Here is a 15,240-nt window from a genome sequence, read left to right on the forward strand (position 1 = left end):
GCTTCCTACTTGAGCCGAGGCGGTGCGCTATTCTCGAATTCGTTCAAGAATGTCTCATAGACGACGTACCGCGTAGGCCCAGGTGTTAGCTGCTCCATAAGCAGGGGTTTCACCTCGTCGAGCCAAGATAATTTGCCAAGGCCAGACCCGATTTTTGGCAAGGCGATGGATTCTACCCGGTTTTTGTCGGCCCATTTCACAAGCCCGCGAACTGCTTTCCGTAAATAGGGAAGCGTGGCGTGATACATATCTGGCTGGGTTGCCAGATAAATGAAGCCCGGCCGATTGCCGTCTGGCTCCAATGTCCAGATATGACCGCCAATAAACCTGCCGGTCCGAGCATATTTCTTGAACGCAGCCTGCACATTCGGCCACTTTTTCGAAATCTTCAGCGCAAGTCCGGTGCCAAGGCCCTCTTGATTGCCCTCTGCCACGCCTTGAGCGATATAGCTTTCCTTGGCGGCCAGCAGGTCTCCCGTGACAAAGACAATCATCGCACCTTCAATGCGCCTCGTCCCAGTTGTTCGCCGCCCGCGCATCGACATGCAGCGGCACCGACATCGAGATGGCCGGCATCGGCGCGTTCTCCATCACCCTGCGCACCACGGGGATCGTCGCCTCGACTTCCGCTTCAACCGTCTCGAAGATCAATTCGTCATGCACCTGCAAGAGCATGCGGGCGGACAGGCCGGCCTTTTCCAGCGCCTCGTCCATATGCACCATGGCGCGGCGGATGATATCGGCAGCGGTGCCTTGCAGCCTGGCGTTGATCGAGGCGCGCTCGTTGAAGGCACGGATCGACGGGTTTGACGACCGGATCTCAGGATAGTGGATGCGGCGGCCGAAGATGGTTTCGACGAAGCCATGTTCGCGCGCATAGGCCTTTGTTGCCTCGATATAGTCGCGGATGCCGGGGAAACGCTCGAAATACTTCTTGATGTAGGCGCCGGCCTCCTCGCGCGGGATCGACAGCTGGTTGGCGAGCCCAAAGGCCGAGATGCCGTAGATGATGCCGAAATTGATCGCCTTGGCGCGGCGGCGCACTTCGGACGGCATGCCTTCGACCGGCACGTTGAACATTTCCGAGGCGGTGATGGCGTGGATGTCGGCGCCATCGGCGAAGGCCTGCTTCAACTGCGGGATCTCGGCGACGTGGGCAAGCACGCGCAGTTCGATCTGGCTGTAGTCGGCCGAGACCAGTTTCTGGCCCTTGTCGGCGATGAAGGCCGTCCTGATCTTGCGTCCCTCCGCGGTGCGCACCGGGATGTTCTGCAGATTGGGATCGGAGGAGGACAGCCGGCCCGTCGTCGTTGCGGCCAGCGCATAAGATGTGTGCACGCGCCTGGTGTCGGGATGGATGAAACCGGGCAGCGCGTCGGTGTAGGTCGATTTCAGCTTGGTCAGCTGACGCCAGTCGACGATCTTGCGCGGCAGTTCGTGGCCTTCGGCGGCGAGGTCTTCCAGAAGCTGCGCGGAGGTCGACCATTGCCCGGTCTTGGTCTTGGAGCCGCCGGGCAGGCCCATGCGGCCGAACAGGATGTCGCCGAGTTGCTTTGGCGACCCGATGTTGATGCGCTCGCCGACAAGGCCGTAGATTTCCTCTTCCAGCCGTGCCGCGCCTTGCGCCAGCTCGCCGGAGAGCCGCGACAGAATCTGGCGGTCGACCGAGATGCCGCGCTGCTCCATACGCGCCAGAACCGGCACCAGCGGACGCTCCAGCCGCTCATAGACCGAGACAAGGCCCTTGGCGGCCAGCCGCGGCTTCAGCACCTGCCATAGCCGCAGCGCTACGTCGGCATGGCCGGCGGCGTAGGCGGTCGCCCGGTCGATGTCGACCTGCTCGAACCCGACCGAGCTTCTGCCGGAACCGGCGAGGTCCTTGAGCGGCGTCGTGGCATGGCCGAGCCATTTGTCGGCAATCGAGGACAAAGTGTGGTGGCCGGTGCCGGCGTCGAGCACATAGGAAATCAACATCGTGTCGTCGAAGGGTGCGATATCGATGCCGTGGCGGCTCATGACGACGATGTCGTATTTGGCGTCCTGGGCGATCTTGAGCACCGATTTGTCTTCCAGCAGCGGCTTCAGCAGCGCCAGCGCCTCGCGGACCGGAATCTGGTTCTCCAGCGTGCCGCCGCCGAGCAGGTCGCCGGCGCCGCTCTTGTGGGCGAGCGGCACATAGGCGGCGCGGCCGGGGCCGATCGCCAGGGAGAAACCGATGAGGTCGGCCAGCATCGGATCGGAAGACGTGGTTTCGGTGTCGAAGGCGACGATCCCGGTCTCCTTGGCTTGGGCCAGCCAGGTCTTGAGCGTCGCCGTGTCGCGGATGGCGACATAGGCGGCGGGATCGATTTTGGCCGCAGCGGCCGTTTCCAGGCGAAGTGCGGCAAGCAGCGAAGGGGCGTCGCCGGCCCTGGCGGTTTCGGTTTTGGCTTCATCCTGTGTTGCCGCAGGCGCCGCTATGCCGGAACCGACATCGGGGCCGTGCGCGGTGTCGGCGCGCTCGACGGTGACGGCGACAGCCTGCACATCGCCGGCTTCGGTGCTGGTCGCTTCAGCAACGCGCCGGGTCAGCGAGGTGAATTCCATGGTTTTGAGAAAGCCGATCAGCTTCGGCCCATCCGGCGCATGCAGCACGAAATCGTCGAGCCCGTCGGTCACCGGCACGTCGTTCTTCAGCGTCACCAGCTGGCGCGATATGCGCGCCTTGTCGGCATTGGCGATGATGGATTCGCGCCTCTTGTCCTGCTTGATCTCGCTGGCCCGGGCGAGCAGCCCGTCAAGGTCGCCGAACTGTTCCAGAAGCTGCGCCGCCGTTTTCGGCCCGATGCCGGGTACGCCCGGCACATTGTCGACGGAGTCGCCGGTCAGCGCCTGCAGGTCTATCATCTTTTCCGGCGGCACGCCCCATTTCTCGATGACTTCGGGGATGCCGATCTGGCGGTCCTTCATCGGGTCGTACATGCCGACCGTGGGTCCGACCAGCTGCATCAGATCCTTGTCAGAGGAGATGATAGTGGTGTCGCCGCCGGCCTCGCACGCCAGCCTGGCATAAGTGGCGATGAGGTCGTCGGCCTCGTAGCCTTCGATCTCGATGCAAGGCAGGTTGAAGGCCACGGTTGCCTGGCGGATCAGACCGAATTGCGGGATCAGGTCTTCGGGCGGTGCGTTGCGGTTGGCCTTGTATTCCGGGTAAAGATCATTGCGGAAGGTTTTCGACGAATAATCGAAAATGACCGCTAAATGCGTCGGCACGATGCCTACATCGGTGTTGCGGGCGTCCTGCATCAGCTTCCACAACATGTTGCAGAAGCCGGAGACCGCGCCGACCGGCAGCCCATCGGATTTGCGGGTCAGCGGCGGCAGCGCATGATAGGCGCGAAAGATGTAGCCGGAGCCGTCGATAAGGAAGAGATGGTCGCCTTTTTTCATGCCGGCAGGGATAGCGCGGCAGGACGGCGCGGTCCATGGCAAAGGCGGGCTTCCAACAGGTGTTGCGGCGACATGCTGACAGAGCCTGCCTGCCGATAGGTCCTGCTGCTGTTTGCCTCGGCGCTCACGGCTATGTTACAAAAGTGTAATTTTTGTGCCCTTGAAACGCCACGATCCGAGACACAAATAAAGGTCATCGGCAGTTTTCGCCGAGTCCGGAGCAAGGCCCGTCCCCCGCCTATCCCGGACAATTGCGGCAGCCTATCCCCCCTCTCCGGGCTGCCGCATCGTTTCGAGTAAAAGACCGCCGTGGTTCCCCTCCACCACGGCGGTTCTTTTTTGCCTTCTGACAAGTGTTTACGGTCCGTGGTCCAACGATCGCGGGCTTTTCGTTTTGATGCGCTGCCTTTACGGTCCCGGCACCGAAAAGAAAGGCCCGCAGTAATGTCCACCATTTCCTCCGTCCTCGACCGTCTCGACAAAAATCTCGACCAGAGCCTGGAGCGCCTGTTCGGCCTGCTCCGCATCAAGTCGATCTCCACCGATTCAGACTATGCCGCCGACTGCCGCAAGGCCGCCGAATGGCTGGTGGCGGACCTCAAGCTGATCGGCTTCGACGCTTCGGTGCGCGACACGCCGGGACACCCGATGGTGGTTGCGCACCATGAAGGCCCCGCCGGTTCGCCGCATGTGCTGTTTTATGGCCATTACGACGTGCAGCCGGTCGATCCGATCGAGCTTTGGGAGAACGACCCGTTTGCGCCGGCGGTCAAGGAGATCGAGCCCGGTCACAAGGTAATCACCGGCCGTGGCTCGGCCGACGACAAGGGGCAGCTGATGACCTTCGTCGAGGCCTGCCGCGCCTGGAAGCAGGTGCATGGCAATCTGCCCTGCCGCATCACCATCCTGTTCGAGGGCGAGGAGGAGTCCGGTTCGCCGTCGCTGAAGCCGTTCCTCGAGGCCAATGCCGATGAGCTCAAGGCCGATTTCGCTCTGGTCTGCGACACCGGCATGTGGGACCGCGAAACGCCGTCGATCTGCGTTTCGCTGCGCGGAATGGTCGGCGAGGAGGTCACCGTCAAGGCCGCCGATCGCGACCTGCATTCGGGCCTCTATGGCGGCGCCGCCGCCAACCCGATCCGCATCCTGGCGAAAATCCTCGCCGACATCCATGACGAGAACGGCCACATCACCATTCCCGGCTTCTATGACGGGGTCGAGGAAACGCCGTCGCAGATCCTGAAATCATGGGAAACTCTGGGCGAGACCGCCGAAACCTTCCTCGGACCGATCGGCCTCTCGATCCCGTCGGGCGAAAAAGGCCGCTCGGTGATGGAACTGACCTGGGCGCGGCCGACGGCCGAGTTCAACGGCATCATCGGCGGCTACACCGGCAAGGGGTTCAAGACGGTGATCGCGGCGGAAGCGTCGTCGAAAATCTCCTTCCGCCTCGTCCACAAGCAGGACCCCGAGAAGATCCGCGCCGCGTTCCGGGAATTCGTCAAGGCGCGCATTCCCAGGGACTGTTCGGTCGAATTCCACCCGCATGGCGGCGGGCCGGCAATTCAGCTTTCCTACGACTCGCCATTCCTGGCCAAGGCCAAGACTGCGCTGTCGGATGAATGGCCGAAGCCAGCGGTGACGACCGGCAGCGGAGGCTCGATACCGGTGGTCGGCGACTTCCAGACCTATCTCGGCATGGAATCGCTGCTGGTCGGGTTCGGGCTCGACGACGACCGCATCCACTCGCCCAACGAGAAATACGAGCTGACCTCCTTCCACAAGGGCCAGCGCTCCTGGGCGCGCATTCTCGATGCGCTGACGCGCTGAGGAGGCTGGGAAGTTTTCTTGTTGATTTTTCAGCGGATCGCGGCGAGGACGAGTTACGCCGCGATCCGGAGACAACTATGCCCGACATCCGCTTCCACAAGAACGATCTGCCCGACCTCGCCCACTACAATGTCGACGCGGTGGCCATCGATACCGAGACGCTGGGGTTGAACCCGCACCGCGACCGGCTTTGCGTGGTGCAGATCTCGCCCGGCGATGGCTCGGCCGACGTGATCCAGATCGCGCCCGGCCAGAAGAAAGCGCCGAACCTCGTCAGCCTGCTCCGCAACCGCGGCATATCGAAACTGTTCCACTACGGCCGTTTCGACCTCGCCGTGCTGTACAATGCCTTCGGCGTCATGCCGGAGCCGGTGTTCTGCACCAAGATCGCCTCGCGGCTGACCCGCACCTATACCGACCGGCACGGCTTGAAGGACATCTGCTTCGAACTGCTTGGCGTCGGCCTGTCGAAGGCGCAGCAATCGTCGGACTGGGCGGCCGAGACCCTGTCGCCCGAACAGCTCGAATATGCCGCTTCCGACGTTCTCTATCTGCACCGTCTGCGCGAGGTGCTGGCTGGACGCCTGGCGCGGGACGGGCGCACCAAGGAAGCCGACGCCTGCTTCCGCTTCCTGCCGACGCGTGCCAAGCTCGATTTGATGGGTTGGGACGAAGAGGATATTTTTGCCCACAGCTGATGGCCTTCGGATAACGCTTCCGGCAGCCTTGCAACCAGACACGCGTCGTGGCGTTCTGTCGACTCAATGAGGGGGATGACGTGGCAGACCGCAAACCGATAGCGACCGCCCCGACGGATGGATCCAAGGTCACTGTTCTGTGGAAGGACGGCGCCGGCGTCGTCAGCGAATCCGTCGGGCAATATCGCGACGGCGCCTGGTGGGTCTACACCGACAGCGATACCCAGAAAAAGGTCGACCCGACCAGCTGGCGGCCAGTCTCCAGCGACGATGACGACGATCAATGAGCGCCGCTGGCGGGTGCAACTGCTTTCGCATAGCCTGAAGTCGTTGATATCGAGGCCGATTCGGGGCCTTCCGCTCCGTAGCCTCTCTTCCTGGAGGAACGCGTCATGGGCATCGAAAGCCTTCTCATCTTCATCATAATCGGCGCCATTGCCGGCTGGCTCGCCGGCCTCATCGTCTCGGGCTTCGGCTTCGGCCTCATCGGCAACATCGTCGTCGGCATTATCGGCGCCCTGATCGCCGGCTGGCTGTTTCCAAGGCTGGGCTTCGCAATCGGCGGCGGCATTCTGGCTGCCATCATCAACGCCACGATCGGCGCTGTCATCCTGCTGGTGCTGGTCAAGGTCTTGAAGCGAGCGTGACGCTCGATACGAAACGGAGCGCGCCATGAAACAGAACACCCTCTATCTCCTCATCGGCGCGCTCTTGGTCGTGGTCATTGCGCTAGGTATCTATGTCTATCACGAGCAGACCAAGCCAAAGGGCGTGGAGCTGAAGATCGACGACAAAGGCATTTCGATCCAGCAGAATTGATGATGTCCGCCTGCGGGTGGCGCTGATTTGTCATCCAGGCATTTTACGGCGATTGGGAGTTTCCTTGTGCAAATATTTGCACATCGTGATTGACTTTCGTTTCCACTATGTGCAAAAATTTGCACATAGATTTGAGCCGAGAAATGAACGAAACCAACACCGCCAAAGTCAAGGCCCGGCTCGAGAGGGAAGGCTGGAAGAACGTCGGCGGCACGAAGCATGACAAGTACAAAAAAGACGGCATGCCGACGATCATGGTTCCTCGCCACAAGACTCTGACGCCGTTGGTAGCTCGGTCTATAGCCAAGGCGGCAGGCTGGGAATAAACCGACCTCATCGCGTTCCGAAGCCTAATGGACATAAAGTCGGAATAAGGAAAGCTGTTAGATATGTCTCGCTATGTCGCACTCGTGGATGCTGCCGACGGCTTTGTCGGCGTCTCGTTTCCCGATGCTCCTGGCTGCGTCGCGCAGTCGGAAAGCCGGGACGAGGCTGTAAAGGACGCTATGGCCGCGTTGGCCGAATGGGTGGCTGAAGAAATCGCGGACGGCCGTAAAATCCCCACTCCTCGCAAAGTCGAGGCGCTTTTAGAAGATGCTGAGGTTCGAGCAGCGCTCGCCGCTGGCGCTATCTTGATGTCCGTGCCCTTGATCCGAGATGCCGGCCGTCCGGCCCGGGCCAATATCTCGTTGGATGCCGGTTTGCTCGCCGAGGCTGACGAAACAGCCAATCGGTTGGGGGTCACCCGATCGGCCTTTGTCGCCGCCGCGTTGCGAGACAAGATCCGTCAAACTGTTTGAACAGTGATCTCGGGCACCCGCCAAAGTACCGCGTTGCCGACGCCTGTTAGCCAGCGGCAGCGGATTTTAGAAATTCTTAAGGAATTTCAGAAGGGTGCATAAACCCTGCTTTAACGCGCCCTTAAACCGCCGCATCTACCCTCCAACCCGAGCGCCATTGATACCGGGAAGACAGCGCAACGCATGGCGAACCGCAGAGACAGTCGCGTCGAACCCAGCTTCGAGGGATCGCCAAAGGCGAAATCCGCGGCCGGTTTTTCGGTGAACGAGGAGGATCGGGTCGTGCCGGCCAATCGCAAATCATCTTCGGCGCGCAAAACCTCCAAGGCAAAATCATCGTCACGCGGCAAGCGCGGCAAACCCCGGCGCGGGCTGTTCGGCGTGATGGCCCGGATGTTCTACTGGTGCTTCGTGCTCTGCATCTGGGGCGGCATCGCGGTGGCCGGCATCGTCGTCTATTACGGCGCCAAGATGCCGGCGGCGACCACCTGGTCGATCCCCGACCGTGCGCCCAACATCAAGATCGTCTCGGTCGACGGGCAACTGCTTGCCAACCGCGGCATGAGCGGCGGCGAGGCGGTCGGCCTGCACGAAATGTCGCCCTACATTCCGGAAGCCGTCATCGCCATCGAGGACCGCCGCTTCTATTCGCATTTCGGCATCGACCCGATCGGCCTGTCACGCGCCATGGTGACCAATGTTCTGGGCCGGCGTTTCTCGCAGGGCGGCTCGACGCTGACCCAGCAACTGGCCAAGAACCTGTTCCTGAAGCCCGACCGCACGCTGGAGCGCAAGGTGCAGGAAGTGCTGCTGGCGCTGTGGCTGGAGCACAAGCATACCAAGGACCAGATCCTCGAAATGTACCTCAACCGGGTCTATTTCGGCTCCGGCGCCTATGGCGTCGAGGCGGCCTCGCGCCGCTATTTCGGCAAGAGCGCGCGCGACGTCACTCTGTCGGAGGCGGCCCTTCTCGCCGGCCTCTTGAAGGCGCCGTCGCGACTGTCGCCGGCGCGGGATCCGAAGGCGGCGGAGGAGCGTTCGCAGCTGGTGCTCGCCGCCATGCGCGACGAAGGCAAGATCAGCGCCAAGGAACTGGCCTCGGCGATGAGCGCGCCGGCAACGCGCGCGCCATCCTACTGGACCGGTTCGGAAAACTACGTCGCCGACACCATCATGGAAGAGCTGCCCGATTTGATCGGCGACGTGCGCAGCGACATCGTCGTCGACACCACCGTCGACCTCAACCTGCAGAAGCTCGCCGAAGAGTCGATCCGCCGGCTGATCGACGAGAGCGGCAAGAAGCTCAATGTCAGCCAGGGCGCGCTGGTCTCGATCGACAATTCCGGCGCCGTGCGCGCCATGGTCGGCGGCTACGACTATTCGACCAGCCAGTTCGACCGCGCCTCCGAAGCACGCCGTCAACCGGGCTCGGCCTTCAAGCCGTTCGTCTATATGGCCGCGCTGGAAGCTGGTCGCACGCCCGACAGCGTGCGCAACGACGCACCGATCAAGATCGGCAAGTGGACACCGGACAATTACGGCGGCAAGTATTTCGGCAAGGTGACGTTGGCGACCGCTTTGGCGAAGTCGCTGAATTCCGTCGCGGCACAGCTAACCATGGAGGTCGGCCCCGACGCGGTGGTCGAGGCGGCGCATCGCATGGGCATCCAATCCGATCTGATCGCCAACACCTCGATCGCGCTCGGCACCTCGGAAGTGACGCCGCTGGAGCTGACATCGGCCTATGTGCCGTTCGCCAATGGCGGCTACAAGCCCGACATCCATTTCATCCGCCGCATCACCACGACCGAAGGCAAGGTGCTCTATGACGACAATGGCGGCAGCGCGCCGCGCGTCGTCAAGCAGAACATTGTCGGCATGATGAACTCGATGATGACCGGCACGGTCGAGATCGGCACGGCGAAGAAGGCGGCCTTCGCCTGGCCGTCTGCCGGCAAGACCGGAACCAGCCAGAATTCGCGCGACGCCTGGTTCGTCGGTTACACCGCAAACCTCACCACCGGCGTATGGTTCGGCAATGATGACGGCACGCCGATGAAGAAGGTCACCGGTGGCGCGCTGCCGGCACAGGCCTGGCACGAATTCATGGTGGCGGCGCATGAAGGCGTGCCGGTCAGGCCGCTGCCCGGGACCTGGAAATCGACGCCGCCCGACACCATCGTGCCCGACGATATTCCGTCAGTCGATAACAATCAGGCGGCGCCGTTGCCTGCCGTGGCCGTCAGCCGTTCTGAGCCTGCTGCCGCGCCGGCACCTGCTGCTGTACCCGCACAAGCACCGGTCCGCCGTCCGGCCGAAACCGTCGATGCCGACGGCTTCGACATGCCGGGCGACGGCGGCACCACGGCCTCGATCAAGCATCCGGTACCGCCGGGCAGCGTCGGCGGCCCGACCAAGAAGCGGAAAACCTCAATCCTGGATATTCTCGGCGGCGGCTGAGCGGCTCGTCATTCTAGCTTCGAACCAAATGCGAGCTGGCAATCCGTTCCTCATATGAGAGCTGCGGTGACAATTCGGCCTCTCGCCACCTTCGCGGCATTCGGCTACATCTCCGGCCGGAGTGACAGACATGGCTGAGACCGACACCAGAAAAACCATCGTGCTGACCGGAGCCAGCCGCGGCATCGGCCATGCCACGGTCAAGCGCTTTTCGCGTGAGGGCTGGCGGGTCATCACCTGTTCGCGCCAGGCTTTTGCCGAGGATTGCCCGTGGCCGGCCGGCCCAGAGGACCACATCAAGGTCGATCTCGCCGACCAGGAAGATGTCGGCATCGCCGTCTCGGAGATACGTCACCGGCTGGAAGCGCATGGCGGGCAATTGCACGCGCTGGTCAACAATGCCGGCATTTCGCCGAAGCTCAAGGACGGCAACAGCCGCATGGATTCGATCGACACGCCGATGCATGTCTGGCGCGATGTGTTCCAGGTGAATTTCTTCGCGCCGATCATGCTCGCGCGTGGTCTCTTCAAGGAGCTTGCGGCAGCAAAAGGTTCGATCGTCAACGTCACCTCGATCGCCGGCACGCGCGTGCATCCTTTCGCCGGCACCGCCTATGCGACCTCGAAGGCGGCGCTCGGTTCGCTGACGCGCGAGATGGCGCATGATTTCGGCCCGCACGGTATCCGCGTCAATGCGATTGCGCCGGGCGAGATCGACACCGCGATCCTGTCGCCGGGCACCGACAAGATCGTCGAGACGATCCCACTCAGGCGCCTTGGCGCCACCTCGGAAGTCGCCGACATCATCTTCTTCCTGTGCTCGCAGCAGGCGTCCTATGTGACGGGCTCGGAAATCCACATCAATGGCGGCCAGCACGTCTGAGCACTGACAGACTGCTCATCCGGCGATGGTGAGAACAGCCTTGCCGCTGAAGCTGCGCTGGCGCAGGGCGTCCAGGGCCTGGGTGATGTCTGTCCACGGCACGGTCATGGACACACGGGTTTCCAGCCGGCCAGCCGCGACCAGAGCGAGCAGCGAGGCGATGTCCGCGCCAATTGCTGGACCGGATGTGTAGTAGGCGAAAGTCTGAAGCCTCGCTCCCTCATGGCCCGGAACGAACTGTCTGAAGCCAACCGGCGTGAGTTCGCCGCTGCTCGAACCGAACATGACGATGGTGCCGCCGGGGGCGACGCGTTCGATGGCATGGGCGAGGCTTTGGCCGCCGACCGACTCGGTGATCAGAGAGAATGGCCCTTCGGCCAGTTCGATCGACTCGGCGACTTCGTGAGCACCAAGACCGCGGAGATCCTCGGCGTGCCGGGCGGCGGCGATTGCAGTCACCGCGGCGCCTTGCTCGCGGGCGATCTGGATCTGGAAACGGCCGACCGCGCCGCTGGCGCCGGTGATCAACACCTGCTGTCCCGCGAGGTCGCCGCCATGGCGCAAGACCCTGAGAGCCGTCGTGCCCGCGACCGGAAGCGTGGCGGCGGACCCGAAGCTGACATCGTCCGGGATGACGGCGAGACGGTCGGTCGGAACGGCCGCCCGTTCGGCCCAGCCGGCCTCGTCGACCAAAGCCACAACCCGGGCGCCGACGGCAGGCCCGGAGCCATCGGCTGCCGCCCGTTCGACAATCCCTGCGATGTCCTGGCCGGGTATCCAGCCTTTTGGGCGTATGGTGAGCAGGCGCAGTTCGCCGCGGTTCAACGAGGTTGCGTGGACGCAGACAAGCGCTTCGTTGGCGAGGGGTTGAGGTTCGTTGGCCTCGGCAAACGTCAGTCCGGTGGGGCTGTCGGGAGAGATGACGAGGGCGCGCATGGGAAGGCTTCCTGCCGGTTTGTGAAATGCCAGCCACGAACCAGAGCCTATCGACTTCCCGGATCAAAGAATTTAGCTATCATGGCGAATAGTCGCTAAAAGCCGTCAATCATGAGACAGCCTCTCCGCTACCCGTGGGTCAATTTCGACGTCGATGATGTGATCGCTCCTGCAATTGCGGTTCGCGTCGATGTCACCGAAACCAAAGCGGAAGTGGCGACCCATTGGCATCGGAAGGGCCAGCTCGTCTTCGCGCTCGGCGGTGGCGTCACCTGCCGCGTGCCCAGCGGTCTGTGGATGGTGCCGCCGCATTGCGGGGTGTGGATTCCCGGTGGCATGGAACACAGCAATATCGCGACGGCCAATGCGCGGATTTTCTTCGTCTATATCGAGCCGGGAGCCGCCGATCTGCCGGACCGGTGCTGCACGCTGTCGATCTCGCCGCTGCTGCGCGAACTGATCGTTGAGCTGGCCGATCGCGTGGAGGAGGATGAGGCGAGGGACGTGCTGCTGACCACGATCCTGCTCTCCGAACTGCCGCGCATGCCGGTCCAGCAGCTGCATCTGCCGATCTCCGCCGAGCCGCACTTGCGGCGGATCGCCGAAGCGTTGGCGCAAGACCCTGCCGACCGCAGCACGCTTGCCGAGTGGGCCAACCGCGTCGCGCTGTCAGAAAGCAGTCTCGCTCGCCTTGTGGTGAAGGAGACCGGACTGAGCTTCGGCCGCTGGCGCCAGCAATTGCACCTGATCGTCGCCATACGGGAGCTGGCCTCCGGTGCGAGTGTCCAGCGGGTTTCGGGTGATCTCGGCTACGGCTCCGTCACCGCCTTCATCACCATGTTCAAGAAAGCGCTCGGCAAGCCGCCGGCAAAGTATCTCGCCAGCGTCGCGCACAATGGCGGCTCCGCCTTCGTGGCGTGATCAACGCGCCTGTGGGCAAGCCTCAGGCCGGGGAGGGCTCAATGGCTTCGGGGCGCGCATCGGCTTTTGCTCCAGCACTTCTTGCACGATACCGCGGGCGATCTCGCGTTCGCCCATGATGACGGTGTCGGCGCCGAGCCCCTTGAGATGCTCGACCTCGGCGTCGGAATGGGCGCGTGCGATGACGTTGATGCCGGGATTGGCGGCGCGTGCCCTGAGCACGATCTGCCCGGCCTCGAACGCGTTGGGGATGGCAAGGATCAAGCGTTTGGCCCCGTGCGGATTGGCGGCGGCAAACACGCCCGCACTGGCCGCATTGCCGGAGACGATTTCGACGCCGTCGTCTCTGAGCCTCGCCAGCGTCTTGTCGGCGTCCTCGATGACCAGGAACGGTAGCGATGCCTGTTTCAGCGCCGCGCCGACCAGGCTGCCGACGCGGCCGTAGCCGATCAGGATGGTGTGGCCCGAAAGCGTTGTGCGTGGCGGTGGGCCATCCTCTTTTGCCGCGGCGGCCACCGAGGCCACTTGTCCGGGCTGCGTCGCCGGGCCGACCGGCTTGGCCTCTTCCGGTGGTGCTGCCTTGGCGGCGCGCGCGTCCAGCCATGGCTTCATCCAGTCGAGGGCGAGGAACATCAGCGGATTGACCAGGATCGACAGGATGGCGCCTGCCAGGATCAGGTCGCGTCCCTGTTGCGGCAACAGCTTCAGCCCGACGCCGAGCTCCGCCAGGATGAAGGAGAATTCGCCGATCTGCGCGAGGCTGGCCGAGATCATCAAGGCGGTTCCCAGCGGATAGCGGAAGGCGATGACGATAACGAAGGCGGCCAGCGACTTGCCGATGACGATGATGGCCAGCGTCGCCAGGATCGGCCAGCCATTGCTCATCAGGCTGAACGGATCGAACAGCATGCCGACCGAGACGAAGAACAGCACCGAGAAGGCGTCGCGCAGCGGCAGTGATTCCTCCGCCGCGCGGTGGCTGAGCTCGGATTCGCTCATGATCATGCCGGCGAAGAAGGCACCGAGCGCCAGCGAGACGCCGAACAGTTTGGCGGCGCCGAATGCGACGCCGAGCGCGATCGCCAGCACCGCCAGCCGGAACAGTTCGCGCGAGCCGGTATGGGCGACGTAATGCAGGATCCACGGAATGACCCGGCGGCCGACCACCAGCATGACGATGACGAAGGCGGCGACCTTGGCGAGCGTGAGGCCGACGACGCCCCAGATGCCGTAGCTGGCCGGCAGCGACAAAAGGCTCGCATGGTCATCGACCTGCGGCTGGCCGCCGAGCACGCCGGCCAACGCCGGCAAAAGCACCAGCGCCAGCACCATGGCGAGGTCCTCGACGATCAGCCAGCCGACGGCGATGCGGCCGCGCTCGGTCTCGATCAGCCGTCGCTCCTGCAACGCGCGCAACAGCACCACTGTGGACGCGACGGAAAGCGCCAGGCCGAAGACGAGGCCGGCGCCCATCGACCAGCCGAGCATCCAGGCAAGGCCGGCGCCGAGCGCGGTGGCAAAGCCGATCTGGACGATGGCGCCGGGTACGGCGATGGCGCGGACGGAGAGAAGGTCCTTCAGCGAGAAATGCAGGCCGACGCCGAACATGAGCAGGATGACGCCGATTTCGGCCAACTCATTGGCAAGGCCGGCATCGGCGACGAAACCCGGCGTGTTCGGTCCGACCAGCACGCCGGCGACGAGATAGCCGACCAGCGGCGGGATGCGAAAACGGTTGGCGAGCGCCCCGAAGATGAATGCCAGCCCCAGACCGGCGACGATGGTGGCGATAAGGGGCGTGTCATGCGGCATTGTCTATGGAGCGCCTTTCGGGAAATGTCGGGTGTGCGCCGCCCGCAGCCGCCGCCTTTGCAATATGGTGGAGGGGGTGCGGGCGACGCAACCCGCGAGACGTAAATTGGTGGCCAGAGGCGCCGAAAAACGAAAGGCGCGCGCAGCGAAAACGCTGCGCGCGCGAATGATCTATGAGATAGCGTCAGGCTGCCTGCTGCAGCATTGCCTCGATGTCGATCAGCGGGCGGTTGGTCAGTGTCTTTGGGATCTCCGCCTGCACCTTGTCGGTGACTTCCTTGTGCAATTTCTTGCGCATGGTGCCGAGCACCAGCGGTGGCGCGACCAGCACGATGTCGTCGAAGATGCCGTGATGGGCGAGCTTGTAGAGCCGGTCCGCGATCTCTTCGGCAAAGCGTTCCTTGCCCTGCCGGTGCCAGTCGGTTTCCTCAACCGCGCTGCGATGCACGGAGGGGCCGTCATTGTAGCGGCCGGGACTGTCGCTGCCTTGTTCGCGCGTTGCCGGATTGTCCTGGTTCATCTCTTGGAAGAGCTGCAGGTGCGGATAGAGATTGTCGCCCTCGTTCTTCAGGAACAGCGCTTTCTCGCCATCGGCCACCATGACCAGAAGGCCATGTTTCAGGTTGATCTTGCTCATTTGCGGGCTCCTGTT

General features: G+C 63.2%; 15 protein-coding genes. 10 read left to right on the plus strand and 5 right to left on the minus strand.

The annotated features are described in order from the left end of the window. Positions 1–5: 5 nt before the first annotated feature. Both NKJ57_RS00485 and polA read right to left on the minus strand, forming a co-directional pair. Positions 6–494 carry a macro domain-containing protein gene (locus NKJ57_RS00485; RefSeq protein WP_023728547.1) on the minus strand — a complete coding sequence of 163 codons (489 nt, stop codon included), beginning with the start codon at positions 492–494 and terminating at the stop codon, positions 6–8. Positions 495–501: 7 nt separating this feature from the next. After that, a complete protein-coding gene (gene polA, locus NKJ57_RS00490) occupies positions 502–3,429 on the minus strand; it encodes a DNA polymerase I (RefSeq protein ID WP_023744079.1) in 2,928 nt (975 codons plus the stop codon). Positions 3,430–3,873: 444 nt separating this feature from the next. On the opposite strand from polA, the gene NKJ57_RS00495 reads away from it, so the two are divergent. The 9 genes from NKJ57_RS00495 to NKJ57_RS00535 all read left to right on the plus strand — a co-directional run bounded on the left by NKJ57_RS00495 (position 3,874) and on the right by NKJ57_RS00535 (position 10,919). Then, positions 3,874–5,259, plus strand: a complete 1,386-nt coding sequence (locus NKJ57_RS00495; protein WP_023686593.1) for a M20/M25/M40 family metallo-hydrolase — start codon at positions 3,874–3,876, stop codon at positions 5,257–5,259. Between the two features lie 77 nt (positions 5,260–5,336). After that, positions 5,337–5,957, plus strand: a complete 621-nt coding sequence (locus tag NKJ57_RS00500; RefSeq protein ID WP_023698188.1) for a ribonuclease D — start codon at positions 5,337–5,339, stop codon at positions 5,955–5,957. An 80-nt stretch (positions 5,958–6,037) separates the two neighbouring features. After that, positions 6,038–6,244, plus strand: coding sequence for a hypothetical protein (locus NKJ57_RS00505; RefSeq protein WP_023683046.1), 207 nt, complete (start codon positions 6,038–6,040; stop codon positions 6,242–6,244). Between the two features lie 105 nt (positions 6,245–6,349). Further along, positions 6,350–6,604, plus strand: a complete 255-nt coding sequence (locus NKJ57_RS00510; RefSeq protein ID WP_023683047.1) for a GlsB/YeaQ/YmgE family stress response membrane protein — start codon at positions 6,350–6,352, stop codon at positions 6,602–6,604. Positions 6,605–6,629: 25 nt separating this feature from the next. Beyond that, positions 6,630–6,776, plus strand: a complete 147-nt coding sequence (locus NKJ57_RS00515) for a hypothetical protein (protein ID WP_023683048.1) — start codon at positions 6,630–6,632, stop codon at positions 6,774–6,776. Positions 6,777–6,919: 143 nt separating this feature from the next. Beyond that, the gene (locus NKJ57_RS00520; RefSeq protein ID WP_023669780.1) at positions 6,920–7,102 is read left to right on the plus strand and encodes a type II toxin-antitoxin system HicA family toxin; all 183 of its coding nucleotides are present in this window, start codon (positions 6,920–6,922) and stop codon (positions 7,100–7,102) included. 63 nt (positions 7,103–7,165) lie between these two features. Continuing rightward, a complete protein-coding gene (locus NKJ57_RS00525) occupies positions 7,166–7,576 on the plus strand; it encodes a type II toxin-antitoxin system HicB family antitoxin (RefSeq protein ID WP_023669779.1) in 411 nt (136 codons plus the stop codon). Between the two features lie 183 nt (positions 7,577–7,759). Continuing rightward, positions 7,760–10,036, plus strand: a complete 2,277-nt coding sequence (locus tag NKJ57_RS00530) for a transglycosylase domain-containing protein (RefSeq protein WP_352510266.1) — start codon at positions 7,760–7,762, stop codon at positions 10,034–10,036. 130 nt (positions 10,037–10,166) lie between these two features. Next, positions 10,167–10,919 (plus strand): SDR family NAD(P)-dependent oxidoreductase, encoded by a 753-nt coding sequence (locus NKJ57_RS00535; protein ID WP_023669777.1) that lies wholly within the window; start codon positions 10,167–10,169, stop codon positions 10,917–10,919. Between the two features lie 15 nt (positions 10,920–10,934). Here NKJ57_RS00535 and NKJ57_RS00540 read toward each other — a convergent pair whose 3' ends face one another. Beyond that, the gene (locus NKJ57_RS00540) at positions 10,935–11,855 is read right to left on the minus strand and encodes a zinc-binding dehydrogenase (RefSeq protein WP_352510267.1); all 921 of its coding nucleotides are present in this window, start codon (positions 11,853–11,855) and stop codon (positions 10,935–10,937) included. A gap of 111 nt (positions 11,856–11,966) precedes the next feature. Here NKJ57_RS00540 and NKJ57_RS00545 point away from each other — a divergent pair, with 111 nt between their 5' ends. Next, positions 11,967–12,776 (plus strand): AraC family transcriptional regulator, encoded by an 810-nt coding sequence (locus tag NKJ57_RS00545; protein WP_352510268.1) that lies wholly within the window; start codon positions 11,967–11,969, stop codon positions 12,774–12,776. Here NKJ57_RS00545 and NKJ57_RS00550 read toward each other — a convergent pair whose 3' ends face one another. Both NKJ57_RS00550 and NKJ57_RS00555 read right to left on the minus strand, forming a co-directional pair. Further along, positions 12,777–14,588, minus strand: coding sequence for a cation:proton antiporter domain-containing protein (locus NKJ57_RS00550; RefSeq protein WP_352510270.1), 1,812 nt, complete (start codon positions 14,586–14,588; stop codon positions 12,777–12,779). Between the two features lie 184 nt (positions 14,589–14,772). Then, a complete protein-coding gene (locus NKJ57_RS00555; RefSeq protein ID WP_023686586.1) occupies positions 14,773–15,225 on the minus strand; it encodes a baeRF12 domain-containing protein in 453 nt (150 codons plus the stop codon). Between the last annotated feature and the right edge of the window lie 15 nt (positions 15,226–15,240).

The organism is Mesorhizobium sp. M0077, from assembly GCF_040322955.1.
Taxonomy (GTDB): domain Bacteria; phylum Pseudomonadota; class Alphaproteobacteria; order Rhizobiales; family Rhizobiaceae; genus Mesorhizobium.

Bases quoted from the DNA above. Each gene is read 5' to 3' on its own strand.
- NKJ57_RS00500 (WP_023698188.1), top strand. From the start codon at position 5,337: ATGCCCGACATCCGCTTCCACAAGAACGATCTGCCCGACCTCGCCCAC.
- NKJ57_RS00550 (WP_352510270.1), bottom strand. From the start codon at position 14,588: ATGCCGCATGACACGCCCCTTATCGCCACCATCGTCGCCGGTCTGGGG.
- NKJ57_RS00555 (WP_023686586.1), bottom strand. From the start codon at position 15,225: ATGAGCAAGATCAACCTGAAACATGGCCTTCTGGTCATGGTGGCCGAT.
- NKJ57_RS00510 (WP_023683047.1), top strand. From the start codon at position 6,350: ATGGGCATCGAAAGCCTTCTCATCTTCATCATAATCGGCGCCATTGCC.
- NKJ57_RS00530 (WP_352510266.1), top strand. From the start codon at position 7,760: ATGGCGAACCGCAGAGACAGTCGCGTCGAACCCAGCTTCGAGGGATCG.
- NKJ57_RS00515 (WP_023683048.1), top strand. From the start codon at position 6,630: ATGAAACAGAACACCCTCTATCTCCTCATCGGCGCGCTCTTGGTCGTG.
- polA (WP_023744079.1), bottom strand. From the start codon at position 3,429: ATGAAAAAAGGCGACCATCTCTTCCTTATCGACGGCTCCGGCTACATC.
- NKJ57_RS00485 (WP_023728547.1), bottom strand. From the start codon at position 494: ATGATTGTCTTTGTCACGGGAGACCTGCTGGCCGCCAAGGAAAGCTAT.
- NKJ57_RS00535 (WP_023669777.1), top strand. From the start codon at position 10,167: ATGGCTGAGACCGACACCAGAAAAACCATCGTGCTGACCGGAGCCAGC.
- NKJ57_RS00540 (WP_352510267.1), bottom strand. From the start codon at position 11,855: ATGCGCGCCCTCGTCATCTCTCCCGACAGCCCCACCGGACTGACGTTT.
- NKJ57_RS00545 (WP_352510268.1), top strand. From the start codon at position 11,967: ATGAGACAGCCTCTCCGCTACCCGTGGGTCAATTTCGACGTCGATGAT.
- NKJ57_RS00525 (WP_023669779.1), top strand. From the start codon at position 7,166: ATGTCTCGCTATGTCGCACTCGTGGATGCTGCCGACGGCTTTGTCGGC.
- NKJ57_RS00520 (WP_023669780.1), top strand. From the start codon at position 6,920: ATGAACGAAACCAACACCGCCAAAGTCAAGGCCCGGCTCGAGAGGGAA.
- NKJ57_RS00495 (WP_023686593.1), top strand. From the start codon at position 3,874: ATGTCCACCATTTCCTCCGTCCTCGACCGTCTCGACAAAAATCTCGAC.